This is a genomic window from Paenibacillus sp. TCA20, from assembly GCF_000732325.1.
GTDB lineage: Bacteria > Bacillota > Bacilli > Paenibacillales > Paenibacillaceae > Paenibacillus > Paenibacillus urinalis.
Map to the genome: position 1 here is coordinate 97347 of NZ_BBIW01000002.1, position 23185 is coordinate 120531.

General features: G+C 42.3%; 28 protein-coding genes and 1 pseudogene. 3 read left to right on the forward strand and 26 right to left on the reverse strand.

Going from position 1 to position 23185, the window contains the following annotated elements; translation table 11 throughout:
• Nucleotides 1-229 precede the first annotated feature (229 nt).
• Complete coding sequence (locus TCA2_RS04200; RefSeq protein WP_238546283.1) at nucleotides 230-1510, reverse strand: hypothetical protein; 1281 nt, start codon at nucleotides 1508-1510, stop codon at nucleotides 230-232.
• A 216-nt stretch (nucleotides 1511-1726) separates the two neighbouring features.
• Here TCA2_RS04200 and TCA2_RS26485 point away from each other — a divergent pair, with 216 nt between their 5' ends.
• The gene (locus tag TCA2_RS26485) at nucleotides 1727-1846 is read left to right on the forward strand and encodes a YjcZ family sporulation protein (RefSeq protein ID WP_152557642.1); all 120 of its coding nucleotides are present in this window, start codon (nucleotides 1727-1729) and stop codon (nucleotides 1844-1846) included.
• A gap of 177 nt (nucleotides 1847-2023) precedes the next feature.
• Here the strand turns inward: TCA2_RS26485 and TCA2_RS04205 are convergent, their stop codons facing one another.
• Both TCA2_RS04205 and TCA2_RS04210 read right to left on the reverse strand, forming a co-directional pair.
• Nucleotides 2024-3325 carry a DUF4179 domain-containing protein gene (locus TCA2_RS04205; protein WP_047910331.1) on the reverse strand — a complete coding sequence of 434 codons (1302 nt, stop codon included), beginning with the start codon at nucleotides 3323-3325 and terminating at the stop codon, nucleotides 2024-2026.
• The gene (locus TCA2_RS04210; RefSeq protein ID WP_047910332.1) at nucleotides 3237-3854 is read right to left on the reverse strand and encodes an RNA polymerase sigma factor; all 618 of its coding nucleotides are present in this window, start codon (nucleotides 3852-3854) and stop codon (nucleotides 3237-3239) included. The genes TCA2_RS04205 and TCA2_RS04210 overlap by 89 nt, the downstream gene beginning before the upstream one ends.
• A 421-nt stretch (nucleotides 3855-4275) precedes the next feature.
• Here TCA2_RS04210 and TCA2_RS04215 point away from each other — a divergent pair, with 421 nt between their 5' ends.
• Nucleotides 4276-4728, forward strand: coding sequence for a hypothetical protein (locus tag TCA2_RS04215; protein WP_047910333.1), 453 nt, complete (start codon nucleotides 4276-4278; stop codon nucleotides 4726-4728).
• Nucleotides 4729-4861: 133 nt separating this feature from the next.
• Here TCA2_RS04215 and TCA2_RS04220 read toward each other — a convergent pair whose 3' ends face one another.
• The 22 genes and pseudogenes from TCA2_RS04220 to TCA2_RS04305 all read right to left on the reverse strand — a co-directional run bounded on the left by TCA2_RS04220 (nucleotide 4862) and on the right by TCA2_RS04305 (nucleotide 21126).
• Complete coding sequence (locus tag TCA2_RS04220) at nucleotides 4862-5419, reverse strand: hypothetical protein (RefSeq protein ID WP_047910334.1); 558 nt, start codon at nucleotides 5417-5419, stop codon at nucleotides 4862-4864.
• Nucleotides 5420-5613: 194 nt separating this feature from the next.
• On the reverse strand, nucleotides 5614-6138 hold the full coding sequence (locus TCA2_RS04225) for a GNAT family N-acetyltransferase (protein WP_047910335.1): 525 nt from the start codon (nucleotides 6136-6138) through the stop codon (nucleotides 5614-5616).
• A 129-nt stretch (nucleotides 6139-6267) separates the two neighbouring features.
• A complete protein-coding gene (locus TCA2_RS04230; RefSeq protein ID WP_047910336.1) occupies nucleotides 6268-7470 on the reverse strand; it encodes a GTP-binding protein in 1203 nt (400 codons plus the stop codon).
• 127 nt (nucleotides 7471-7597) lie between these two features.
• Nucleotides 7598-7867: a 30S ribosomal protein S14 gene (gene rpsN, locus TCA2_RS04235; RefSeq protein ID WP_047910337.1), complete on the reverse strand. Its 270-nt coding sequence runs from the start codon at nucleotides 7865-7867 to the stop codon at nucleotides 7598-7600.
• Nucleotides 7868-7931: 64 nt separating this feature from the next.
• Nucleotides 7932-8081 (reverse strand): 50S ribosomal protein L33, encoded by a 150-nt coding sequence (rpmG, locus tag TCA2_RS26490; RefSeq protein ID WP_076313791.1) that lies wholly within the window; start codon nucleotides 8079-8081, stop codon nucleotides 7932-7934.
• 29 nt (nucleotides 8082-8110) lie between these two features.
• Complete coding sequence (locus TCA2_RS04240; protein WP_047910338.1) at nucleotides 8111-8359, reverse strand: type B 50S ribosomal protein L31; 249 nt, start codon at nucleotides 8357-8359, stop codon at nucleotides 8111-8113.
• Between the two features lie 134 nt (nucleotides 8360-8493).
• Complete coding sequence (locus TCA2_RS04245) at nucleotides 8494-9309, reverse strand: AAA family ATPase (protein WP_047910339.1); 816 nt, start codon at nucleotides 9307-9309, stop codon at nucleotides 8494-8496.
• 197 nt (nucleotides 9310-9506) lie between these two features.
• On the reverse strand, nucleotides 9507-9977 hold the full coding sequence (locus TCA2_RS04250; RefSeq protein WP_047910340.1) for a DinB family protein: 471 nt from the start codon (nucleotides 9975-9977) through the stop codon (nucleotides 9507-9509).
• A 111-nt stretch (nucleotides 9978-10088) separates the two neighbouring features.
• Nucleotides 10089-10511, reverse strand: a complete 423-nt coding sequence (locus TCA2_RS04255) for an NUDIX hydrolase (RefSeq protein WP_047910341.1) — start codon at nucleotides 10509-10511, stop codon at nucleotides 10089-10091.
• A 114-nt stretch (nucleotides 10512-10625) separates the two neighbouring features.
• Complete coding sequence (locus TCA2_RS04260) at nucleotides 10626-11135, reverse strand: DinB family protein (protein WP_047910342.1); 510 nt, start codon at nucleotides 11133-11135, stop codon at nucleotides 10626-10628.
• Between the two features lie 532 nt (nucleotides 11136-11667).
• Nucleotides 11668-11763, reverse strand: a complete 96-nt coding sequence (locus TCA2_RS26860; RefSeq protein WP_152557644.1) for a putative holin-like toxin — start codon at nucleotides 11761-11763, stop codon at nucleotides 11668-11670.
• 76 nt (nucleotides 11764-11839) lie between these two features.
• Nucleotides 11840-12242 (reverse strand): annotated as a pseudogene (locus tag TCA2_RS04265) (VOC family protein).
• A gap of 214 nt (nucleotides 12243-12456) precedes the next feature.
• Complete coding sequence (locus tag TCA2_RS04270; RefSeq protein WP_047910343.1) at nucleotides 12457-13017, reverse strand: GNAT family N-acetyltransferase; 561 nt, start codon at nucleotides 13015-13017, stop codon at nucleotides 12457-12459.
• 426 nt (nucleotides 13018-13443) lie between these two features.
• Nucleotides 13444-13539, reverse strand: a complete 96-nt coding sequence (locus TCA2_RS27435) for a putative holin-like toxin (RefSeq protein ID WP_019419116.1) — start codon at nucleotides 13537-13539, stop codon at nucleotides 13444-13446.
• 299 nt (nucleotides 13540-13838) lie between these two features.
• Nucleotides 13839-14252, reverse strand: coding sequence for a hypothetical protein (locus TCA2_RS04275; RefSeq protein WP_047910344.1), 414 nt, complete (start codon nucleotides 14250-14252; stop codon nucleotides 13839-13841).
• 105 nt (nucleotides 14253-14357) lie between these two features.
• A complete protein-coding gene (locus tag TCA2_RS04280) occupies nucleotides 14358-16376 on the reverse strand; it encodes a bifunctional diguanylate cyclase/phosphodiesterase (RefSeq protein ID WP_047910345.1) in 2019 nt (672 codons plus the stop codon).
• A 153-nt stretch (nucleotides 16377-16529) separates the two neighbouring features.
• Nucleotides 16530-17375, reverse strand: a complete 846-nt coding sequence (gene yidC, locus TCA2_RS04285; protein WP_047910346.1) for a membrane protein insertase YidC — start codon at nucleotides 17373-17375, stop codon at nucleotides 16530-16532.
• The gene (locus TCA2_RS27090; protein ID WP_193745987.1) at nucleotides 17273-17677 is read right to left on the reverse strand and encodes a hypothetical protein; all 405 of its coding nucleotides are present in this window, start codon (nucleotides 17675-17677) and stop codon (nucleotides 17273-17275) included. Before TCA2_RS27090 ends, yidC begins: the two co-directional genes overlap by 103 nt.
• A 170-nt stretch (nucleotides 17678-17847) precedes the next feature.
• On the reverse strand, nucleotides 17848-18033 hold the full coding sequence (locus tag TCA2_RS04290; protein ID WP_047910347.1) for a hypothetical protein: 186 nt from the start codon (nucleotides 18031-18033) through the stop codon (nucleotides 17848-17850).
• A gap of 184 nt (nucleotides 18034-18217) precedes the next feature.
• Nucleotides 18218-18718 carry a CYTH domain-containing protein gene (locus TCA2_RS04295; protein ID WP_047910348.1) on the reverse strand — a complete coding sequence of 167 codons (501 nt, stop codon included), beginning with the start codon at nucleotides 18716-18718 and terminating at the stop codon, nucleotides 18218-18220.
• A gap of 81 nt (nucleotides 18719-18799) precedes the next feature.
• A complete protein-coding gene (locus TCA2_RS04300; protein ID WP_047910349.1) occupies nucleotides 18800-19465 on the reverse strand; it encodes an HD domain-containing protein in 666 nt (221 codons plus the stop codon).
• A gap of 47 nt (nucleotides 19466-19512) precedes the next feature.
• Nucleotides 19513-21126: a DUF4153 domain-containing protein gene (locus TCA2_RS04305; RefSeq protein ID WP_047910350.1), complete on the reverse strand. Its 1614-nt coding sequence runs from the start codon at nucleotides 21124-21126 to the stop codon at nucleotides 19513-19515.
• 116 nt (nucleotides 21127-21242) lie between these two features.
• Here TCA2_RS04305 and TCA2_RS04310 point away from each other — a divergent pair, with 116 nt between their 5' ends.
• Entirely contained in the window at nucleotides 21243-22961 is a 1719-nt protein-coding gene (locus tag TCA2_RS04310; RefSeq protein ID WP_047910351.1) for an ABC transporter substrate-binding protein, read from the forward strand.
• 63 nt (nucleotides 22962-23024) lie between these two features.
• Here the strand turns inward: TCA2_RS04310 and TCA2_RS27815 are convergent, their stop codons facing one another.
• Complete coding sequence (locus tag TCA2_RS27815; RefSeq protein WP_274358760.1) at nucleotides 23025-23159, reverse strand: hypothetical protein; 135 nt, start codon at nucleotides 23157-23159, stop codon at nucleotides 23025-23027.
• Nucleotides 23160-23185 lie beyond the last annotated feature (26 nt).

The window sequence follows — 23185 nt, forward strand, 5'->3', positions numbered from 1 at the left end:
ACACATAATACATGAAGCAGCCGAACCGTAGCTCTTGAGAACTGTTTTCTGAATATATTGTAACGTTTTTTGCATCACTTGACCTGGTAAATATTGAATATAGCGGAAATCACTCTTACTAAACTAAACCTGAGGTCGCAATCGGTCATTCATATTTAAGAAGTTGATTTCCGCTACATACTACTAAATAAATATCAATCTTCCGCCAATTGACCGAATATGATTCACATCAGCGTACAGGGCGTGGGTATTTGACAATAAGGGCTGCTTGTTTATTCATTTCGGGAGGCTGATCTGCTGATGGAAAAATAAAGCATGCCTCTTGATGCTGAATATATGTTTCGATCACCATTGGGGAAGAGCCATAGGGCATTAATGGATGATAGGCCTCTGAACTGCACACATCAGAAATATGATCACTGCCGGAGATAGCGGATATTTGAAAAAAACCGTCGGGTCCTTCGTATCTCTCCTCACTCACCTGGCTCCAGTTAGCGGGATATGGAAAGGAAACACGGTATGTGAAGCTTGTGAAGGTATAATACGGCGATTTTCGGATCTTAGGGGACCACTGAAGTGCCGTGATTTGGCCTCCGTTAAGCAGGTTTGTCGGCCTCTGCTCACTGATATCCACTATCCAGAGCTGACTCGCACTTTCTGTATTGGTACAACCCGATAAATAAGCGATTTTCTTACCGTCTGGAGACCAGTCAACGGGTGTGGAGAAACAATTAGATATCGCAATCGTCCTTTGATTGTTGCCCATGATACTGTCGATCTGGATGAGCGAATAATAAGTAGGCTCCTTATATTCGGTTGTGCTGTAAGCGATGTTTTGTGAATCCGGAGACCAGGCAGGAAAATAATTTTTAGAAAGTGATCCCCCTGCAAGAGTGTTCGTAGCCCCGGTTTCTAAATTCACAACCGAGATCAATGATATGCTTGCACCCGGGAAAGTGTACAGCGCAAATTTGCCATCTGGAGAAATCCGAAGCTGATGAAGCGGTCCACCCGTATTCCGCGTAATTTGTCTCCGATTCGAACCATCGGTCCGACTACGGTAGATTTGGGTATTTCCGTTAATGTCCGGAGCTGCAAATATGAACTCTTTACCGGAAGGGAACCACTGTACATCACTTGCTCCAATCTCTGGTAAGAAGTAACTCCGGTGTGCGAAGGTATCATAGATCATAATTCGCCCATTCTTGACATAAACAAGTGACCGGCTGTCTGGTGACCAATCGAGCAGCGTATAAGGTTCAATCTGATCGATCCTGGCTATCGCTCGCGTCGCGATATCGAGCACAAAGACCACATTATTCACGCCAATGAAAGCAATTTTGCTGTTATCCGGAGCCCAATAAGGGACAGAGAATTCCATGCCGAGTCCATTCGTTAACCTCGAATTCACACCTCCATCAAGCTGGTATAGCCAAATGTCATAAGCTCCACCAAGGTTGGACGTGTACACAATCCACCCTTTTTCAATGTCTTGAGAACCCGCTTGCATGACCAACATCCTTTCCTAGACCTGACCTAAATCTTCATATGTCTAGGTTATTCAGGTAAGCTCAATTAGGCTACTGTCACGTATTCAATCGTGTTTGTAGTGAAATGCGTTATCGCACGATGACATGTGAGGATATTTTATCGTAAAGGATGTATATCCAGTCAACTCCATTAACATTGCATAGAATATAGCATGAACAGTAAGGAGGTGGATTACATGAGCGGATATGAATCTGTTGGCGGTGCTTACAACGGAGGTTATGGCAACAGCGTTGCTGCCATTCTTGTATTGTTCATTTTGTTAGTTATCATCGCAAAGGCTTTTAAAGGATACTAATAAGAAGTAGAAGCCAAAATATGCCCATCCGATATGTGTTATCGGATGGGCTTTGCCATCATTTTACTGGCTCGGGTAGTTCCGGTTAATTTAAATGCTTACTACTCTTCTCACGGTTTCTTTATCGGGTATAGCGATCAATATCATTCTCATATGTGCAGTTTACAGCTTCCTTCATTATTCAATTGGAATGGTTACACGCTTATTATATGTCTTCATATAATGATATCCATTGAGATGTAACGTCTCCGGTCGGTCTGATGTATTTAAGGAATAGGTTCGTTCCCACAAAACATTGCCATTGCCTAAATCCCAAGGACGCCCAGATGAAATGGATGACACAGGAATCTGACTCCCTCCTGCTTCTGCAAATATATTGTCCTTATCCAGAATAGTAAATTGCTTGGAGGCCACTACAACATCATATCCTGCGTCCGTTTTGCTCACACTTCGAATCCATAGCTTCTCATTACCCACTTTAATGGATTGATCAGAGGGTGAGGCAAGAGAGATGGATTCTGGAATTTTATAATAACCGCTGGATTCTTTAACTAATAGCTCTATACTACTGATCATATCAGTTGGCAGTGCATCGAATCTAAGTTCAAAATCACTCAAGCCGGTAGTCTTGTTAAATTGGATTTGCGTTGTTGTAGGATTCATTTCCATTCCATTTACATAGAGCTGTGTCCTGCCAAAAAACCAGTGTTTCTCCTTTTCATCTATTCTAATATGCCCTTTAATAAGGGTTGAGCTTGGCGTAGCAGTAATGGATTCAAAATACATTACTCCTGAATCTACAGCAACAGATTGAGAAATTTTCTCTTTAACCAGACTCTTCATTGCTTTACCTGTGTCAAATTTAAAAGAAATTGGATAAGATACCCATTCACCATTTTCAAGCCACTCATTAAATGTAACAGTTAATGTTCTGGAGAAGGGACTGATTGGCTCAAAACTATATTCTCCTTCATATTGTCTTTCGTCTCCACTGGAATTTCCTCCACCTCCAATAGTAGACGAATTCGTCATGAAGCCTTGAATATTCCCTACATTGTATCGAAATGAACCACTACTATATACGGATCCTGATGGTCGATCAATAGAGTAATGCATCGTGAATGCATTATCATCGGCTATTACCCTCTCAACCGTAATCACAGTGCCATCTTCTAGAGTTGTACTTTTGTTTACCACCTGCCCGTATCCTTCTTCGGCAGCTTCTGAGAAGCTGGATGCGTTCAGCTCCATATTGAACATTTTGTTCCCGTAATAAGTCAGTGCCGGATATTGATAGGTTCCGATAATAAGCACTAAGGCTGCTGCGGATAGCCCAAACCACAGTACGGCTTCATTTTTCTTCTTTTTATTCGGCACTCGATCTAGTGCATTACGAAGTCTGCTCTCCAGCTCTGGCGGTGCCTGCATTCTCTCCGAGGCCTGCTTGTGTTCTTGTAATCTCTCCTCGATCGTTCTCATAACGATCACCTCCGATCATTGATTTCAACTTCACTAACCCCTGTGAGATTCTGGACTTGATCGTACCCATCGGTGTATTGGTCATGTCTGCGATGGCCTGATAAGGAAGGTCATGTATATAGCGAAGCTCGATCGCTTCACGCTGACGAGGACTAAGCCTCGACAGAAGCTCTCTCAGATCCGTTTCAGATTCAAATTGAAGGTATGGATCTTCTTCAGTCAGATTTGCTATCAATGGCTCCTGTTCTCCATCCATGAGAATCCATTTTTCTTTTTTTCGGAGTAATGATCTGCAATGATTAACAAGTATCGTTTTACTCCAACTGTAAAATGCTTCTCGTTTCTGTAACTGATCAAGCTTCTCATATAAAGTTACAATCATATCTTCCATTGCATCCATAGCATCATGCTGATTTCCCATGTATTTGTAGGCAAGACGGTAATAAGCGTCCTGATCGGCTACGATGAGCTGCAATAAAGCCTCTTTGTTCCCCCTTTGAGCTTGTCTAACAAGACGGCTTATGTTCATAGTCTCCCCCCCTTTTCATAGATAAGAGATTCTATAAAAGTTCATTTTTGAGCAAAAAATCACAAAAAAGCAGCCGATCCTACGATCGGCCTGTTCGACACTCCTATTTATCGATTTTCTTGCTCTCGTAGTCTTCGGAGCTCTTCCACTCTTTTGGCGTACCTCTCACGAATCCTTGGAATAGCTTCGTCCATATCCTGTTTCATTTGTTTGTCTGAGCGCTGAACTTCCTTATCCTCATCGTTAGCTTCTAATTTGTCCCTATATACCTTCGTAGTAATGATCTCGGCTACTTCAATTACGACAGATGATTTATCAAAATTGTTGTCGTTATCTTTACCAAATTTAGGTATGTTACTCCCTCCTTCCTTTTCGAATGTTCTATGTCATTAGGGGTAAACTACGGTCGAGGTGATAATATATGAAAAAATGGATGCTCGTGCTCCTTATCTGTATACTTATGAATGGATTTTCAATCGCTGAGATTAGCGCCACTCCCGATCCACCTGAAGAATCCAACCGAATGGAACAACGCAGTAATATAGAACCGTTTAGACGAGGGGGTTTTCGTTCGCCAAGACGCAGCTATAATCCCGGAATTCGCAACCCGAATCGAACCAATCAGGGAAGACAAGATAATAATGTAAATAACCCCTCCCAACCAAGAACAACACCTGCACGAGGAGGATTCGGCGGTCTTGGCGGCCTGTTCGGTGGGTTGGCTTTAGGTACAATTATAGGATCATTGTTTAATCCGTTTGCCGGCTTCTCTTTAGGGGCTCCTGTACTCTCCCTACTCAGTTTTGCATTATGGATTATCGTAATCGTCGCTGTTGTTCGTATGTTTCGTAATCGTAGGAAGAAAGAATATTAAGTGTAATAGCCGGCCGTTAAGTTTCTAAGTCCACCATTCGGCGTAGAATTCTTACGGCCATCCGCATTATAGCAAAAAAAGGCAAACACTATCTGGTCATAATTCATATCGTTTACAATACATTGCGTGTTCTTTACAGGAGCTTTGCGCTCTTATACATAAATGACATCATCATAATTGCAATAACGATCATCCATATTAACAAGCCAAAGATAAATATAACATTGACAACAGGGATAAACATAATGATAAAAGAGAGCAAGGATACGATATTAAATGCTAAGAAATGATCCCAGCGACTTTGAGCGAGATAGAGCAGTTCTCTCTGATCCTTCACTGCGGCAACTTCCTGAATACCTTCCAGCATACGATAAACCATACGAAGGAGAAGAATCAATTGGACTATACTAATTAGCCCCGTAAAGGAAACAACTGTCAAACTTTCGGGATCCCCTTCCACTTCAATCAAGTTGAAAATAGAAAGACCAAGGAGGTACCCGTTCAAATTTTTCGCCATTCTAAATTGCTCATGTTCATGTCGCAGCTGGTGTAAGCCTATTGCAAATAATCCATAGCCAATAATATCAGGTAGAATATCAAAATTTATAGTTCCATTGGCTAATTGAATTTGAAAATGCATTAATATAAACAGAAATCCAATACACAAATAGATATAGCTCTTATTTTTCATATTCAAGCTCCCTCCGCTTGTCGTTCACCTTCCAAGTGCATGTTTGGAGTCGATGCCCCAAATGGTACCTCTATGTAAGAACGCAATAAATAACGGATAGTTACATAATCCGGTTTAATATGTGTGCAGAAATAAAAAAAGACAACCTCCGATGAATCAGAAGTCATCCTTACTGCATTAGGTTTAATCGTTCGTTATAGTCTCATATCCATATGCAGCGTCTGCCACACAGGATCATCTTCAGCCAATCTGCCCTTGAAGCCTTTTGCTGTCCAAAAAGGAATAGCCCCAGGTAAGAAAGCATGCGTATGCAAATACAATGTTTCATAACCCGATTCCCGGCTAAAAGAGACCGCTGCTTCGAATAACGCCGTACCAATACCAGAACGCCGACAAGTAGAGTCCGTGTAACACTTAACGACCTCAGCGGTTGTAGTTAAGTCATACATTCCTTCGATCTGCTTAAGCCTTCCATCATAGGGACAGATTCCAATCGTACCCAGCACAGTTCCGTCCTCGGATATAGCAGCAAAGAATGCAGCATTCTTTCTATACACATAATACTGTTCGAATTGATCCAAGTCCTGTGGAAGCTGTTCCGATGACAGCATAGGGAATACTTCCTTCCTTATTCTCATGACAAAGGCAATAACCTGATCATAAGGTCCTTCTTCGATCTTGCGTATCGTGTAGGCTTTCGCTAAATTGATGTTGCTCATATATTCTCCTTCTGCTGCATGTATTGTTGTAGAGTTATTGTATCCTAAATTTATATTGTGAAGCTATATGAATTCCATAAAAAAGAAGCCCCTGAGTATGTACACTCTCAAGGACTTCGCTTAGGTTTATTAGAATTTAGGAAATGGATCCTTGAATTCTCTCCAATTAGAAAGAAGCTCAGCTTCAGTTAATAATGCTGAATCAAGACTCTCCTCAATCTCGATGCGATTCATATCCATTCCAATGAACACCAGCTTAGTAATCCGATCTCCCCATACATCATCCCAGTCAGGAATTTCCGGGATCTTTCCATTAAAATGAAAATCTATCTCTTCCTGGCTCAGCGAAGCAATCCATACTCCTGCCGGAGAGAGCTGTTTCGATGTTCCTGTATGACTAAAGGATAAGGCTAGATTATTGCGGGTAGCTAACCACACCAGTCCCTTGGATCGAACAATCGTCGAAGGATATTTAGATATCCAGCGAAGCAGCCTTTCCGGATGAAAGGGGACCTTGCGTTTATACACAAAGGAGTGAATTCCGTATTCTTCTGTCTCAGGTACGTGTTCTTCCTTTAACATTTCTTTAATCCAGCCCGCAGACTGACTTGCTTTATCGAAGTTGAATCGGCGTGTATTTAGAATATCTTGTGGATCTACACGTCCTTGTACTGCATGAATCAGCTTCGCCTCGGGCTGTAAGGCAGTTAATGCCTTCTCAAGACGAATCAATTCTTCTTCTGTAATAAGATCTATCTTATTAAGAATCAGTACGTCACAGAATTCGACCTGATCCGTTAATAAGTGTACAATCCCACGTTGATCTTCTTCACCGACTGCCTGACCGCGGTCTTTTAAAGATTCTTTAGAATTAAAATCGATCCAGAACTGTGCAGCATCCACCACCGTAACCATCGTATCAAGGCGAGTATATTTAGTTAGATCTATGCCGTTCTCTTCATCTACATAGCTGAAAGTTTGAGCTACGGGTACGGGCTCTCCGATCCCGGTTGATTCTATTAATATGTAATCAAACTTTTGTTCTTTAGCAAGACGTTCCACTTCGACAAGAAGATCTTCACGCAGCGTACAGCAGATACAGCCATTAGACATCTCAACCAATTTCTCATCTGTTCGAGATAAGCCGCCTCCATCTCGTATCAAATCAGCATCGATATTGACCTCGCCCAAGTCATTAACGATGACTGCTACTCTAAGACCCTCTCGATTGTTTAGCACGTGATTCATGATTGTTGTCTTTCCAGCACCTAAGTAACCACTTAGTACAGTAACGGGTATTCTGCCATCGTTCGTAACGTTTTGCAGATCCATTGTACAGCTCCCTTTCAAATGTAATTTCTGGATTGAATAACAAATAGATGGAAGTATTAAAATCACCACTTAGTACAATAAGGCTTCCATATAAGTAAGGAAGCCTTATAGAGTATCCATTACAAGGTTACCAGCTGGATTTCTTTACTCCAGGGATCTGACCCTTGTGCGCCAGTTCTCGGAATACAATTCGGGACACACCAAATTTACTAATATATCCTCGTGGTCTTCCGCTGACTGCACAACGATTATGGAGTCTTGTTGGTGAAGAATCTCTCGGCAGCTTCTGCAGTGCTTCATAATCTCCCTTTTCTTTTAACTCCCTGGGTTTATCCGCATATTTTTGAACCATTTGCTGTCTCTTTAGTTCCTTCACTACTTTGGATTTCTTTGCCAACGAAACAACCTTCTTTCGAACTTTTATTCAACACCCTATATCAGACATATTGCAATTCTTAGAATTAACGAGTTTCACGATGCAGCGTATATCTTTTTAATCTCGGGCTGTATTTTTTCATCTCTAATCTTTCGGGGTGATTCCGTTTGTTCTTCGTCGTTGTATAATTCCGATCACCTGTCTCAGTGCAAGCCAAAGTCACAATTACTCTCATTACGTTTCACGTCCCTTTATAATAAATTTTTACTTTTTATGCTTAAGTCTCTGTTTGAATTTATCAACACGCCCGCCAATTTCCGTATTCTTTTGTCTTCCTGTAAAGAACGGATGGGACGCTGAGCTTGAATCGACACGAATGACGGGATAGCTGTTGCCGTCCTCCCATTCCATGAACTCTGATGAAGTCTTAGTAGAGCCACTGAGAAACTTGTAGTCTGCACTTGCATCCAAGAAAATGACCGTTTGGTAGTTTGGGTGGATTCCTTTTTGCATCATGATCCTCTCTTTCTTTGCATGTTATTTATTCGTAATTATTACGATTAACTAAAAACACTTTATTACATTCTTTCTCTCCTGTCAACCTAAGACGAAAAAGAATATTGTTGATCAGTTCTATGACTCTTGCTTTATTGGACCATCGTGTTCGGAAAATAGTCATTAAATGCATTTTTTATCTTCGTGTAATCCATGCTGCTCTCTTCAATGATTACTTTTCGTCTTGCTTTGATCATCACCTGCTCCATATCTGCAAAGCTGCAGCCCTTTAACAACTGAGCAGCGTCATCAATTAAATTGGACTCCACAGCCTCATTCCCCATTAACTTAGATATATAACTCCTGCACTCCGTCTCCTCAGGCAGATCATAGTGCATCCGCGTATCAAATCTGCGCCAAATGGCGTGATCAAGTTCAGCTTGAAGATTGGTGGCAGCTACAAATATACTGGAGCCATCAAATTCGTCCAGGCACTGGAGCAGAGTATTAACAACGCGAGCCATCTCTTTAACTTCATCAATTGAATCTCTGGCTCTAGCTATAGCATCCACCTCATCCAAGAACAGCACACATGAAGTAGATTTGGCATATTCAAATATTTTTCGCAAATTACTGCCTGTTTCCCCCAAATGACTGTGAATGATCGCATCCAAGCGAACCATGATGAGCGGCAGATTCAATCGTTCAGCAATATAAAAAGCAGTCAGCGTTTTACCTGTACCCGGAGGTCCGAACATCACGATCTTATTCGGCATCGGTACATCAGCAGCTTCAAATTTATCCTGCATTTGTTGAATCTGCAAAAACTCCTCAACAATCTTGGCATTCGCTTCGTTCAGTACGATATGCTTTACCTTTCTTCTGCACTCAGCTGGACTATATACAGATGCGGCATCGATTCCCTTTGATTTTGGCAGCATCTTTGATTTGTTTTTCTGTTGACCCATGGAATTCTCCTGTCATATCTGCTTTTATTTATTAGTAATTATTACGATTAACAAAGAATATAGTATTGCATTTCTTTATTTTTGTCAAAGTTTTAAAAGGTCCAGGCAGCAGATCACTGATACTACAGGAAAAAGAAATAGACCGTCCCTGTTTAAGGAAACGGCCTATTCGTCAACCTATCGATCATGGACGACTCTTAATCCCATATTCTTATTCTTGGAACCTCTGCAGTCCGTAAGTAATCAAGCAATTGACCCGTATGTACAGATTCATGATATGCAATTCTTAATAACATATCTCCGAGTGTTCTTATATACCCAACATCTGAGCGATCAATTTTTATATTCTCCAGGTCGGATTGTTCAAATGAACTGACTGTTTCGAGAAATGCATTTCTATATGGCGTAGCAAATTCAATTTCTCTTTCCACCGATGTATACGGATGCGACTCAAATGGTGAAGCAAAGCTCTTTAAACTTCCACGATTTAATATGGCTAAATGGTAATAATGTTCCGATTCTAATACGTGACGAATCATTTCAATGCAGCTCATTGCTTGATCATCTGGCTTCCAATTCAAATACTCAGAAGGTATGGATGTCCATACTTTCATACTTCTTCTTCGTACTTCTTCAAAATTCAGAATAATCAGATCCGTGGATTTCATCAGATAAAACACCTCATTTTTGTTCAATGCTAGATTTGATTTCAGTCAAATTTTACCTCAAATTATTTCTACGCACAAGTGTTCTTATATATGAAATCCCGTTGATCTCATTTATTTGATCCCTTCATTAAAATAGGTAATCTCATTGCCGTAGATTAAGCTCCTAAAGCCATTCTTATGATAAGGCATTAATTCATCTGCCTGTTCGATATCTAACCAAGCAATTTCAGAAATTTCATCTGGTCTCCATATCTCTTCGATCCCTCCAATGATCTCTGCTCTAAAGGTTATAAATAGTGCATGCTCCTGTAGCTTATCAAATTGGCATTCGTTGATTGCTACAATACCGTAGACTTTAACATCTAGCCCTGTTTCTTCCTTGGCTTCTCGAACAGCAGCTTGATCTAATGATTCATTAGGCTCGACAGCACCGCCAGGCAGAGACCAACTCGAGCGTCCTACATTCTTGACTGCGAGTACTTTAGATTTAGATTGATCTGTTATTAAGGAGTATGCTACATTAACTCGTTTCATGGATTCTACTTCCCTTCTGATTTCCTATCTGCATTTGAACGGGAGGGTTGGGCATGGAAAAACAAGACGGAAGCCGCTTTGTCTATGCAGCTTCCGCCCGAATCTTCTTAACGTCTAACTTAGGTACCGTGTGCGGATGACCCCCATATGGTGGAGTTCATGTCCCGTAATACCGTACGCGAGGGCACGCACGGTAATGTTTACGTCGTTAGCCGTGCCCTTACGAGACCAGGCCTCCACCGGCAGCCCGCGTAGCAGCGTTATCGTCGCTTGTCTTACGGCCATGTAGTCTTCGGCCAATTGCGCAATTGTCCAGTTTCCAAAAGGAGGAATGAACACCTCCTGGTCGAACCCGGGCAGAGGTGTCTGGTCTCCTCTTGCAAACCGGAGCAGGCGATACGTCATGACCCGCTCCGAGTCCACAATGTGGCCCACGACTTCTTTAAGCGTCCATTTTCCTTCGGCATACTGATAAGCACCTTGGCTTTCTGTCAAGGATGACAGCAGCTTCGTCATTTGCTTTTCCTGTGCGAGCAAGATGTCAATGATGTTGCCTTCCGGAACTAACCGGATATACGCACCAATATCACCAGCGTATTCTTCTTCTGACGGCTTTTGGTTCATGAGTGGTCCCCTCTCTATGAATATATGGAAGATTATAGCGCTCATTTTCAGATATTACCACCGACGTGAGTATGTTGTTAAAAAATCCTGCCTTCTCTAAGTTATACTCCGATTAGTCCATCTTATTAACTTTAATTTTCTTAGCTAATATCCATCCATTTAATCCAAATGAAGAAGAGATGATGTAGTATACATATCCTTCATTAACTAATATTTTTTGTATACTTTAAACTCACAGATAATTTCACTTTCTTGTTCAAAATAATCGATAAGTACAAGATCCTTATGATCTTCGCCAACACTTTCTACTATGTTTTTTCTAAGTTGTTTAAATCTTAATTTATCAATAAGTGCTGCCCTGGAATTTGATTTCATTTAATTCTTTGATACATCTTTTCAATTATGGTAGTATATATTTAATAAAGACCAAGTGCTCTAACACTTGGTCCATACAATTGGCTTGGATGGGTAGTCCCTTCTTAGTCAATACGGAGATAGACCCACCTTTGGCTGCAACCTTGGGGTGGTTTTTTTACTTTCTCTTGTTGTTATTATTAATGTATGTTAAAAGAGCAAGAATGAATGTTCCAAAAAGGAGCATAATCGTTATTGCGTCTTTTGCTTCCATGGCTTCACCTCCTTTCGAAGGGAAACCATGCCCACCAATCAGCTCTTCTATTTAAATTCTTGATTGATCCATTCTTTCATTCTATTTCTTTAGGTCCAATGATCGTCTTTATACGTTCTTGTTCTTCACTCTTATTCAAATACTCGAAAAATCCAAGACGATTTCCCCAAGGATCTGAAAAGGTTCCCCATTTGACTGAAACCTCGGGTCTTAAGTATATTTCAAAATCGTTTATTTTTAATAATTTTACAAGTATATCTCTTTTAGCCTCAATATTTGTTGTTCCCAAACGTAATGGACCATTACCTTCAGTAGGTGTTCCTTCAGCAACCTGTAACCAGCACCCAGGGATTAGCTCCCACTCAGCAAATTCCCCAATGTGGTATAACGTCAGGTTTTCTATTTAAGAGTATTTCATACCACTTTTGTCCCTCTTCAATATTAGATACCCGAACTTGAGTAGTCACTTCAAAGATCATTTTATGCCCTCCAAAATAATATGATAATCTTTTAACAATCCCATACTGGCTTAAGTGGCGCATGCCCCGGGTCCGACAGACTTAGCCAGTGCAGAGTTGTCCAGCTGCTCCCGCTTCCCCGAAATTCTCTGCCGAACCGAGAGATGGATATCTCAGTGCGTGAATATGTTGTTATAGGAGGTCAACGCCTATTCGATCCACTAACACCAATTATTTATTTAACTAGAGCATATATATGAGTATCTCTTGTTTGACTTTTATCTACTGATAAATCATCACATCTTAATGTACCTTCAAATTGAAAGCCTATCCGTTCTGGAATAGCCTTACTTTTATAATTTAAAGTATCACAACGAATTTCTACTCTTCTAGCCTTCAACTCTGCAAAGGCAAAATTTGTTATCCCTTGCACTGCTTCAGTCATATATCCATTTCCACTCTTACGCGTATCAATCCAGTAACCGATTTCGAATTTGCCAATCTCCCAATCTGGCCTATGCAATCCAGATGAACCAATGAATTGGTTAGTTTCTTTATCAAATATCAGAAATCTCAGATCTTCTCTCTTAATGAACTTTACATGTGCTTCTCGTAGATTTGCTTCGATTGTCTGTTCACTTTGTTCGTATTGTGCAAAAGGTAACCATTGCTTGAGCTCATTGATCGATGAGATTATACTTTCGTACACTATTTTGCCATCACCAGGTTGAGGTATTCTGATCAATAGCCTTTCTGTTGTAAATTGGTTTGGAAAGTCAATTAGTATTGGATTCATTCTTTAATCCCCTCTGTATTTTTTGTTGGTTTTATCCGATCTTGAGTTGATTTCCTATAACGTTCTTGTATTCACGAAACGCCCCAGCCATAGATAGCTCTTATCTTGGGCTGGGGCGTTTGTTGTCTGAACTTCTTCCACGATTATACATCTAAACAACCGAGGGGCGATAGCCCCGATGCGTGAATACTATGTTATATGATGGGGATGTCATCTTCGTTTTACCGTTCAACTTATCACTTTTTTCTTATTATCACTTTCAATATTATTTCACGCTTTGATACATTTTATCTTTGTGATATTATATATGTAATAAAGACCAAGTGCAGCGAACACTTGGTCAGTACAATTGGCTTGGATGGTCTATTCCCTTCTAAGTCGTAAAGGAACAAAACCCACCTCTGGCCTCAACCTTTGGGTGGGTTTTTACTTTTTCTTGTTGTTATTATTGATGTATGTTAAAAGAGCAAGAATGAACGTCCCAAAGAGGAACATAATCGTTAATGCATCTTTCACTTCCATGGCTTCACCTCCTTTCGAAGGGAAACCATGCCCACCCAAGATTCAATTGTAGTTATATTTTACCTTTATTTATAACTGCGTACAAGTGTTCTTGATTTGTATTACAATCTCTATCTTGCATCCCTTTCATATAACTCTCTTATGTCTGAACTTCAGAAATATTCTCAAACAACCCATACTTACAAACTTCAAACAACGAGATTATCTGTACAACAACCATCACGATGCTTCAACAAGAATAATGCATGGTGTCTAACTTCCTAATTATACAATGAGATACTAATCTACTGACCTAACTCTTAAGTTTGTCTCAACCAACCCTTCTCTAGCACAATGCCAAATAAGACTGGTGGAATGAATGAACTAAAGTAGAGCATATACCAATCCGGATTAAATACGAAGTGCAGCAATATCCCTGAAAGTACGCATATAAACAAATAGTAGACGATTTTACTCAGCTGGGTTAAACCTCTCAGCCGGTCATGCAGCAGCAGCATTACAAAAAAGAATAGAAATATGATTATCGTAAGTGGAATGATCAACCCTATAAAGAAAGAAAAGAAGCCGCTAACCGAACGAAAATAGGCATTAAAACCGTCATCGTGTGGATTCATTGAGCTAAGAACATACAAGGTAATTATTTCGGTTATGGTGCTAATGATGACCCATAATACGAATTTGCTAAATTTGTCAGACCCCTCATTCTTGTTCACAACAATCCCTCCCTAGAGTAAGACGTTTCGTCTGTCTTGAAAGTTGTTAGCTCCCTTACATAAAAGAAAGACCACCATATTTGATGGCAGCCTCTCTATTTATACTTAACTACTAACTCTCTCCGGTACTTGAAAGTCCTCAATCCACTGTCCTATCCGCTCATTCTTCATCGGTTTTCCATAGTAATACCCTTGCATGACATAACATCCAAGCTCAGTTAAGAACTCGATATGCTCCTCATTCTCTACTCCCTCCGCAATGACTTCCAGCTGGAGCTTCTCCGCCATCAATATAATGGCATGAACGATCGCACGTTTACTCGGTGTGTCCAGGTCGTATGTAAACAGCCGATCGAGCTTCAATGTGTCGATCGGAAGTCGGTCCAGTAATCCGATTGAGGAATAACCTGTGCCAAAATCATCCATGGAGACACGGACTCCTGTATTTCGAATTCGATGCAGCTGCGAAATGATGTCATTGATATCGTGAAACACCATGGACTCCGTAATTTCGAGCTCAAGCATCTCTGGCTCCAGCCGAGTCTCTTGTAGTACCCATGGGATTAACTCCGTCAGGTTATCCGTCTGAAATAGCCGAACCGATAAGTTGACCGAAATGGGTTGATGAATCCTCTGCGACTGCCATTCTTTACACTGGCGGCAAGCTTCTAACAGCACCCATTTGGTCATCGGTATCACCAGTCCCGTCTCTTCGGCAATCGGAATGAATTCACCTGGAGATATCTGACCTAATCGAGGATGCTCCCATCTGATCAGAGCCTCAAATCCGACCAGGCTGTTCGTCCGCACATTACACTTCGGCTGGTACACCATATAGAACTGCTGCTGCTCGATTGCAAGCTGCAAATCCTTCTCCAGCTCCATCTTCCTTACTTCTTTGACACCCATATCCTCCGTATAGATGCAATATTGATTTTTGCCGAGTCCTTTAGCCTTGTACATGGCGGTATCCGCCGTTTTTAACAGACTAGACCGCTCTGTATGCTGAATGGATCCGATGCTGATTCCAATACTGCCTGTCACATAGAGCTCATTTCCTTCAATGCGATGGACCCTCTTTATTTCTTTGATGATTCTCTCCGCATAAGCTTCTGCTTGTTGTAAGCTGCAATTCTTAATGATGAACAAGAACTCATCCCCACCAATTCGAAAAGCCTGCAGATCAACAGCTATAAACGGTTTTAAGCGGGTGCCTACCTCCTGAATGAGCAGATCACCGATGTCATGGCCCAAGGTATCGTTAATCGCTTTGAACTGATCCAGGTCCAGAAATAACACGGCCAGCTCTTCATCGCCTGCATAAGTATCAAAGAATCGATTCATCTCATTGCGATTAGGCAGCCCTGTAAGACTGTCCTCGTAGGCCATTCTCTCAAGCACATGGCGGTCAAGAAATAAGGCGCACCATGACACAAGTAAAATAATGAATGTAGCCACCGTCACTCCGTACAATAAAAACAAATCCACCGAAGCTGCGTGATCATGTGTCGGCATCTGATCATGACCTGTGAATGTAGCGGCCTTCATACCTGTGTAATGCATTCCGCAGACCGCAAAGCCCATAACGATGGAGGATACCCATTTCAACCAGCTGGCAGAGGCTTGATTCCGGAATTTCAAGAACAAGAACAGCGCTGCATACGATGCGGCATAAGCGATGAGCGCAGACAGGATCCACAGCACGGGATCATAGCTGATGTCCATCGGCATGATCATAGCTTCCATCCCTACATAATGCATCATAATGATCCCACTGCCCATGAAAAACCCGCCGAATGCAATTTTCAACCGGCTGACATTTTGGGGCTTGGTGATGTAAAACGCAATAAAGGAGGAAACGACACTCGCTACCATAGAGAGCACCGTAAGCCACACATCGTATTCCACGGCCGTATGCACATGAAAGGCCAGCATTCCGACAAAATGCATTGACCATATGCCAGCTCCCATCACTAGGGCTCCGGCAAACAGCCAGAATAGCTGCATTTTACCTTTAGAGTTTGATATTTTAGATGTGATACTGAGAGCAGAATAAGAAGCCAGAATGGCAATAATAATGGAGAGCACTACAATATAGTAGTTGTAACCCCCTTGAATAATCATTTTTTCACTCCTATGTATTCAGAAATGTTTCGCTCAGAGGATCATAATACAGCAGACTCTATATAATATCGTCACAATGATCGAATCCATTTATCCTATCCAAGCAAAAAAGCCCTTCTACTTCATAAACGAAGTAAAAGGGCTTTATCCTAATTAAGCTGGGTTCGTGCCTTTGGTCTTGGGTGCTGGGGAAGCAGGACTATCATCTTCGGCAGGCTCCATTGGATACATTTTTTGGAACAGCAGGGTCTGAACTATAAGAAAAGTTCCTCCGGCCATCCAGTATAATGGAATCGCTGCAGGTGCACTGATCGAGAAGAAAGCCATCATAATCGGAGATACATAGCCCATTATGGCAAACTGCTTCCGCTGCTCTGCAGGCATGTTCTTCATCGAAATTCGGGTCTGCAGCAAGTAGATCGCCGCTACAATGATCGCCAGAATCACATCCGGCTCTCCAAGTGTGAACCACAAGAAGGTGTGACTGCTCATTTCCGGCATAAGCCTAATGGCCGTATATACACCAGTCAATATAGGCAGCTGAATTAGAATCGGCAGACAGCCAATATTAAGCGGGTTGAACTTGTGCTTCTTGTAGAGCTCAAGCATCTCCTGCTGCATCTTCTGCGCACTTTCCGGATCTTTCTTATTCTCGTATTTTTTCTTGAGTGCATCCAGCTCTGGCTGCATCCCCTTCATCACACGCTTCATGTTTTGCTGAGATTTCGTCTGTCTGAGCATGAGCGGGAACAGCAGCAAGCGTACAACAATCGTCAATACAATAATCGCAAGTCCGTAGCTTCCCTGAAACCATCCCGCCATATGAGTGATCACATAAGATATAGGAAACACAATGTAATGATTAAAAAAACCAGGCGTACTACTCGTAATCTCTGTTACATTCGAACCGCAGCCTGATAACAATAATGCGATGAGTACACTCGCGATAATGCCGTATAACCGTAACGTCCGTCCAGGGAATCCTTTTGATTTGTCCATTGATATCCTCCTCGTTGATCGATCTTGCGTGTTATCAACGAGGGAAGGCACTCATCTGAATCATCATCAGGAGAAATTTTGATTCTACGAATCATTCTTAATATGGAGCGTACAGCCCGTTTCACACGGGTCAGGCGCTGAGGTGGATTGAATTCCGGCCATTCCGCAGTTCTCCGTATCCCAAACTCCTCGAGTCTTCCCATCAGATGAAGCAGCGATGCACAGGTTACGGCAAATACCAAGCCGGCAGATGCCAAATATGGAATCAAATGATGCAGATCTTGAAGCTCAAACCATAGCAAAAGGATTCACCTCCTTTAGATATCTATCATTATACTCTTTTTAATCCCAGGATATAAGGGGAAGCTTCCGCCAACAAAAAAAAGCATGTCGTCGTAAGCATACGCCTCCATGCTTTGGATCAGCTGCTATTCAGCCTATATTTAATTAAGGCGCTCATTCTCTCCATTCATCACACATGCATCATCCGTAAATAATGCTGTGTATTCTCCCCTGCTTCTTCTTCCCTGTCAATTAAGCCCTGCTCTGTCCAACAATTGAGGCAATCCTCTTCTGTAGCGCATAATGCAGCATCCTCACAGGTATAACAGTTCTGTAAATACAAGCGCGTTATTTGATCGGGCATTAACTCTCTCATGACTCTCATCTCCTTCTTATCTCTTGACTACAATGTAACATGAATCCTAATATCGATTTGTGATTGTTTTCACATATTGACCAATCTCTTCATTTACTTTATATTTTTCTTCCATTATGCAAAAGAAGCCGGCTCGAGCCAGCTTCCACTACATCTATACCAATATCCACATACTCTTACTCTATTACTCGCCCCGGTTCTGCAGATCACTCCATACTTTCTTATTACTGTACTCCTTGCTCGTACTAATATCCCGGCCGAACCATTCGGGTGCGATGAAGTTCTCTGCTTCCTCCAGACTCAGGAATTCCACCTCCAGCACCGCCAGCTGGATCTGGTCATATTCATCGATCTCGATTACTCTGTTATTCCACGCAGCGGTAGTTCGCTTCTTCGTCAGCGGAATGGTCCCGTGAGCCTCCATAATCTGATTGTACAGCCCTTCCGAGATATGGTATTCGACTTCCTCTCGTGCCAAGCCCCACCCCTTCTTGAAGGTATGGGTATATTCTACTTCGTTTGTGCTCAGATCTGTTATCTTCCGGGCTCTCAGCTCCTGATCCCCGTCCAGCGCAAGATACGTCTGTTCTATAAACTGCTCTTTCATCATGACAATATCTCCAGCTTGTATTAAAGCTATTGGATAGGCTGTAAGCATGAATTTGCGTTCGATCTCTACTCCCATTGTGATGTAGCTCCTCTGTCTTTTAATCTATTTGCAACTATTATACACTACCTATATCAATTTCATATGTCCTTTAACTGCTTACACCACTTCACCTTCCCATTCGTTAAAAAATTGCTCCAAGTACTGCTCCATGAAGGCATGCCTTTGTTCTGCCAGCTTTCGTCCGTACTCGGTGTTCATTAGATCCTTTAATTTCAGAAGCTTCTCATAAAAATGATTAATTGCCGTGCTCTCTTCATTGCGATATTGATCTGTCGACATAGCTTCTCTTGGCTTAATGGATGGATCATAGATCAAATGACCTTTGGCCCCTGCATAGACAAACGCCCTGGCAATGGATATCGCACCAACCGCATCCAGCCTGTCCGCATCCTGAACCACTTGACCTTCAATCGTGCGCATTGGCGGGTTATGACCGCCGTTGTAGGACATGGTAGAGATAATCTCCAGAATATGCTTCCGATCTTTAACGGTTACCGAGTGAAATTGAAGCCAGTTCTCAACCTTGGCCATCCCTGCCTCTTTGGAAGGATTCAGCTTCTCATCAGCGATATCATGAAGATAGGCAGCAAGCATACAGACGAACATGTCCGCCTGCTCTGCGGCAGCTATTTTTTCAGCTGACCTTACGACCCGGTGAATATGCCACCAGTCATGGCCTGTTTTCTCCTGCCCCAATTCATGCTTCACATATACCTCAGCCGACTGCAATATGTTTTGTTCGATTTCTGACAAATTCTTCATCCGTTAATATCCCCGCGATCTATATGTTGTAAGAGAAAGATATGGCTCTACTCCTGCTCAAAATATGCCTTCAGTGCTTGATGCGCGCGATATTCTGCTACGTTGAAGGAAGGCCAAGCTTGTTCTCTCTCATTCAGTCTATTATAGTCTGCCTTAAGATCATTTTGAATCTCGGGATACTCCCTGCTGAACTCAATGAGCACAGGCACAGCATCCATAGACAATGAGCTAAGGAAATAAGGATCCATCTTTTGGTGGATGTGATACCGCTCGATATTTTTCTCGGCAATATAGTTGTCCATCCCCGCATAATTGATCGCAACATACGCTGCAAGCCCGAAGACGATATAACACTTGGCCAGAGGAATTCGTTCAAAATGGATCCTCAGACCGGCAATAACCATAAGTATGGCGAGAAGCAGCATGAAAGCATGCACAAGAAATCGGAGATAAGTAAAGCCATAGGCTTCTTCATATAATGCCAGTCTGGAAAAGGCTGAATACAAAATGATGATCGAACAGATTACGAGAATGTAGAGCAGCACTTTTTGAATAATTTGAAGTACGCCTGAGCCATTATCGTCCGTATACAGGAGTACCCCCATCAGAATTCCGAAATTAAGCAGCGCGACAAGCATCAGCTCGGCAAAGCCCCTTCTTGCATAGTCGGCATAAGTCATGCCATCGGGCAGTGCTCCTTCAAAGGCTCCAAACAAATAAGTGAACTGCAGAATAACGAACACCAGGTAGACGACATTCACCATCGTCAGAACGGTGGAGGCAATAATCGGATCCAGTCGCAGACGAAGAGAATCAGGCCCGCTCTCTGATATTCTATCCTTAGTACCCGCTGTTTCTGCTAATGATCTCCACTCAGGTTCCCCCTTCAATAGATCTCCTTCTTGAGGAGTGGCGATGTCTGCCTCTCTCCAATGCGTCGTCTCCGGATCTGTCTTCCTCACGGACACTGGATGAATAAATCCATATACGTATCCGAAGAAGAACAACGTGAACATCAAGATCCACATGAATCGAAAAAATCCTTCACTATAGGTAATCTCATCTAACCACCTCGGAATACCGAACATCACTCTCTCGAACATACCGTCAGCAGAAGACAGCAAGGAGATCACAATAATGACAAGCGGTGCGGAGATGGCAACTCCGAATACGATTTTACGGCTGATGGCTCTTGAACCTTCATTAACCCGCTTAGAGTATGTAGAAGTGATACTGGTAAAGGCGGTAGGGATATGTCTAAGGGTCCTTGGAATTAAATGCGACAGTATATCTTTAATAATTCCAGTCTTCCACCAGACCTGAGGGTTGTAGCCCAGCAGCAATGTCACATGGTAAGCAACCAGGACGGGGAGGATCAGGATATTGAGCACATAAAATATCGGATTATCAAAGAGTAAGTAAGTTAACGACAGCATGAAAATAACTGCAAACAAAAAAATAGCAAAGGGTGATAGTCCGTGCAGTCGATCCCCGGCAAATCCCAGCACATAGCCATAGAACAGTAGGATAAATACAGGAATGGATACTCCAGGTGCATGTTCGAAGAACAAATTCTGGTGGATGATCGCAAGAATCACAGCACCTAGGAGTGTGAATAAGCTGCGCGCGGGTGATTTTATGACAGGTAAATTTAACTTCATTTGAGCGTCCCCCAAAACTTTAGGTTTATAATCCTAATTTTAGGTGATAAAATATGAAAATAAATAGAAAATATACTTATGTAAATTTCGTATTTTAGTAAGGGGCTGAATGACGAATGAAGCTTCATTCCCAATTTTTACGACTGCATGGTTACTATGGAAGCGAAGCAAGCGTACAAATTACTCTCGATGAGATGGCAGAAACGCTGGAATGCACACACCGCAATGCCCTTAATATTATTCGTAAAATGGAAGCCGAAGGCTGGATTGAGTGGCATTCACAACGGGGACGAGGTAAGCGCTCTGAGCTTAAATTTCGGGTTGATCCAGAAGAGATTGCCGCCATCTCCATGATCAAGGCGATTGACCGCCATGAGATTAAGAAAGTCATGGATGACATTAAAGAATATACCGATTCGGCTAAATTGCCCGGCCGTCTGCAAGGATGGCTTATGCGTTATTTTGGACATCACACCCAGGTGAATGAGGATAAAGAGCAGATCGATATCCTTCGCCTGCCACTACGTCAGCAAATTCACACGATGGATCCGCTGGCTATGAATCTGCTGGCAGAGTCTTTTGTCACAAGTCACATCTACGACGGACTTCTGACTCGGAACGAGACGGGAGAAGTTATTCCTCATCTTGCTCATGACTACGATGTCAGTGAGGATCGAATGACGTGGATATTTTATTTGCGCAAGGATGTTTACTTTCATCATGGAAAAACGCTCACTGCTGACGACATCGTATACACCTTTGAACGATTAAGACAGCATCGAGAGCCTTTACTTTATAATTTTGTCGTACAGTCCATCGCATCCGTTACAGCGCTCGGCAGCACCTGTGTTAGGTTTACGCTGAACGCTCCGAACGAGCACTTTTTGCCGTTCTTATGTACAAGCAGGGCAGTGATCGTTCCTTCCGGACTGGATGAAGCAGCAGAACACGATGAGATCCGATTCAGTGGAACGGGTCCCTTTAAGATAACGGAGTTTAACTCCAGCATGTGTATCCTTGAGGCGTTCTCGGCTTATTTTATCTCGCGTCCTCACCTGGATGTTGTGGAGATTATTCAGATTCCTTGGTCACTGCCCGAACAGAATGCGGAAGCCCAGGACGGAGCGGACCCGCTCTTCCATGTGCTGCTTGGCAACAGCAATATTAAGCAGAACCAGAGCCAGTATAGTTCACATACCTTGGTACGCAAGCTGCTGACCTGCAATACGAGAAAAGAAGGACCGCTGAAAGATCCCAAAGTACGCAAACATGTGTTTCAGTGTATTAAGTATGAAGAGCAGACCTTATCCGGAATCCACCCAAAAGCTCTGCTGCCAGATAGCGTAGACGGAACCTACCTTGTACTCATTACGATTCCGCAATATCGGCCGGACGCGATGAATATTAAGGAGCGCCTAGAGCGATTTGGTTACAAAGTAAGAGTAAAGGTGTTTATGCCCGAGGATTTTAAAGGTCCTATTCGGATGGAGTCTGATCTCATTCTGTTCTCTCTCCTAATGGACTGGGACGAGTCTCTCCGACGTCATGACTTGTACTTAACTTTATCCTCCCATGTAGAGTGTTCTGTTGAAGAGAACCTATTAAATGGCCTAAACCAGATATTGTTGGTACGGAGCGCAGATGAGAGATTACGTATGCTGCAGCAGATCGAAGAACAACTGATCGAACAGGATCATCTGTACGTCATGTACGACCGTCCCTTTCAGACCTCCTTCCTGCCCTCCGTCCGAGGCATCAGGCCCGGATCACAAGGATGGGTTGATTTGCGGTATCTCTGGTTCCCGCCTGACGTGGGACAGATTGAGTCGATTTAGATAAAAATAGCAGCAGTTCAAGTGATAGGTGGAACTCCCCCCTGCTTGAAATGCTGCCTTTTTTTATCTTCGTTTTATCGCTTTTACGATTAGATCAATCATGATACCGATCACAAGCCATCCGACGATATTAATCAAGTAAAGTGCTAACATGCCATTGAATTGACGTCCAATGGAGGTGTAACTCTCAATAAACATCAGATGAGGACTCGTGAAATATAGTA

Excerpts from the sequence above, each read along its gene's own strand:
- TCA2_RS04200 (WP_238546283.1), bottom strand. The coding sequence starts at position 1,510 with ATGCAAGCGGGTTCTCAAGACATTGAAAAAGGGTGGATTGTGTACACG.
- TCA2_RS26485 (WP_152557642.1), top strand. The coding sequence starts at position 1,727 with ATGAGCGGATATGAATCTGTTGGCGGTGCTTACAACGGAGGTTATGGC.
- TCA2_RS04205 (WP_047910331.1), bottom strand. The coding sequence starts at position 3,325 with ATGAGAACGATCGAGGAGAGATTACAAGAACACAAGCAGGCCTCGGAG.
- TCA2_RS04210 (WP_047910332.1), bottom strand. The coding sequence starts at position 3,854 with ATGAACATAAGCCGTCTTGTTAGACAAGCTCAAAGGGGGAACAAAGAG.
- TCA2_RS04215 (WP_047910333.1), top strand. The coding sequence starts at position 4,276 with ATGAAAAAATGGATGCTCGTGCTCCTTATCTGTATACTTATGAATGGA.
- TCA2_RS04220 (WP_047910334.1), bottom strand. The coding sequence starts at position 5,419 with ATGAAAAATAAGAGCTATATCTATTTGTGTATTGGATTTCTGTTTATA.
- TCA2_RS04225 (WP_047910335.1), bottom strand. The coding sequence starts at position 6,138 with ATGAGCAACATCAATTTAGCGAAAGCCTACACGATACGCAAGATCGAA.
- TCA2_RS04230 (WP_047910336.1), bottom strand. The coding sequence starts at position 7,470 with ATGGATCTGCAAAACGTTACGAACGATGGCAGAATACCCGTTACTGTA.
- rpmG (WP_076313791.1), bottom strand. The coding sequence starts at position 8,081 with ATGAGAGTAATTGTGACTTTGGCTTGCACTGAGACAGGTGATCGGAAT.
- TCA2_RS04240 (WP_047910338.1), bottom strand. The coding sequence starts at position 8,359 with ATGCAAAAAGGAATCCACCCAAACTACCAAACGGTCATTTTCTTGGAT.
- TCA2_RS04245 (WP_047910339.1), bottom strand. The coding sequence starts at position 9,309 with ATGGGTCAACAGAAAAACAAATCAAAGATGCTGCCAAAATCAAAGGGA.
- TCA2_RS04250 (WP_047910340.1), bottom strand. The coding sequence starts at position 9,977 with ATGAAATCCACGGATCTGATTATTCTGAATTTTGAAGAAGTACGAAGA.
- TCA2_RS04255 (WP_047910341.1), bottom strand. The coding sequence starts at position 10,511 with ATGAAACGAGTTAATGTAGCATACTCCTTAATAACAGATCAATCTAAA.
- TCA2_RS04260 (WP_047910342.1), bottom strand. The coding sequence starts at position 11,135 with ATGAACCAAAAGCCGTCAGAAGAAGAATACGCTGGTGATATTGGTGCG.
- TCA2_RS26860 (WP_152557644.1), bottom strand. The coding sequence starts at position 11,763 with ATGGAAGCAAAAGACGCAATAACGATTATGCTCCTTTTTGGAACATTC.
- TCA2_RS04270 (WP_047910343.1), bottom strand. The coding sequence starts at position 13,017 with ATGAATCCAATACTAATTGACTTTCCAAACCAATTTACAACAGAAAGG.
- TCA2_RS27435 (WP_019419116.1), bottom strand. The coding sequence starts at position 13,539 with ATGGAAGTGAAAGATGCATTAACGATTATGTTCCTCTTTGGGACGTTC.
- TCA2_RS04280 (WP_047910345.1), bottom strand. The coding sequence starts at position 16,376 with ATGATTATTCAAGGGGGTTACAACTACTATATTGTAGTGCTCTCCATT.
- yidC (WP_047910346.1), bottom strand. The coding sequence starts at position 17,375 with ATGGACAAATCAAAAGGATTCCCTGGACGGACGTTACGGTTATACGGC.
- TCA2_RS04290 (WP_047910347.1), bottom strand. The coding sequence starts at position 18,033 with ATGAGAGAGTTAATGCCCGATCAAATAACGCGCTTGTATTTACAGAAC.
- TCA2_RS04295 (WP_047910348.1), bottom strand. The coding sequence starts at position 18,718 with ATGGGAGTAGAGATCGAACGCAAATTCATGCTTACAGCCTATCCAATA.
- TCA2_RS04300 (WP_047910349.1), bottom strand. The coding sequence starts at position 19,465 with ATGAAGAATTTGTCAGAAATCGAACAAAACATATTGCAGTCGGCTGAG.
- TCA2_RS04305 (WP_047910350.1), bottom strand. The coding sequence starts at position 21,126 with ATGAAGTTAAATTTACCTGTCATAAAATCACCCGCGCGCAGCTTATTC.
- TCA2_RS04310 (WP_047910351.1), top strand. The coding sequence starts at position 21,243 with ATGAAGCTTCATTCCCAATTTTTACGACTGCATGGTTACTATGGAAGC.
- TCA2_RS27815 (WP_274358760.1), bottom strand. The coding sequence starts at position 23,159 with ATGTTTATTGAGAGTTACACCTCCATTGGACGTCAATTCAATGGCATG.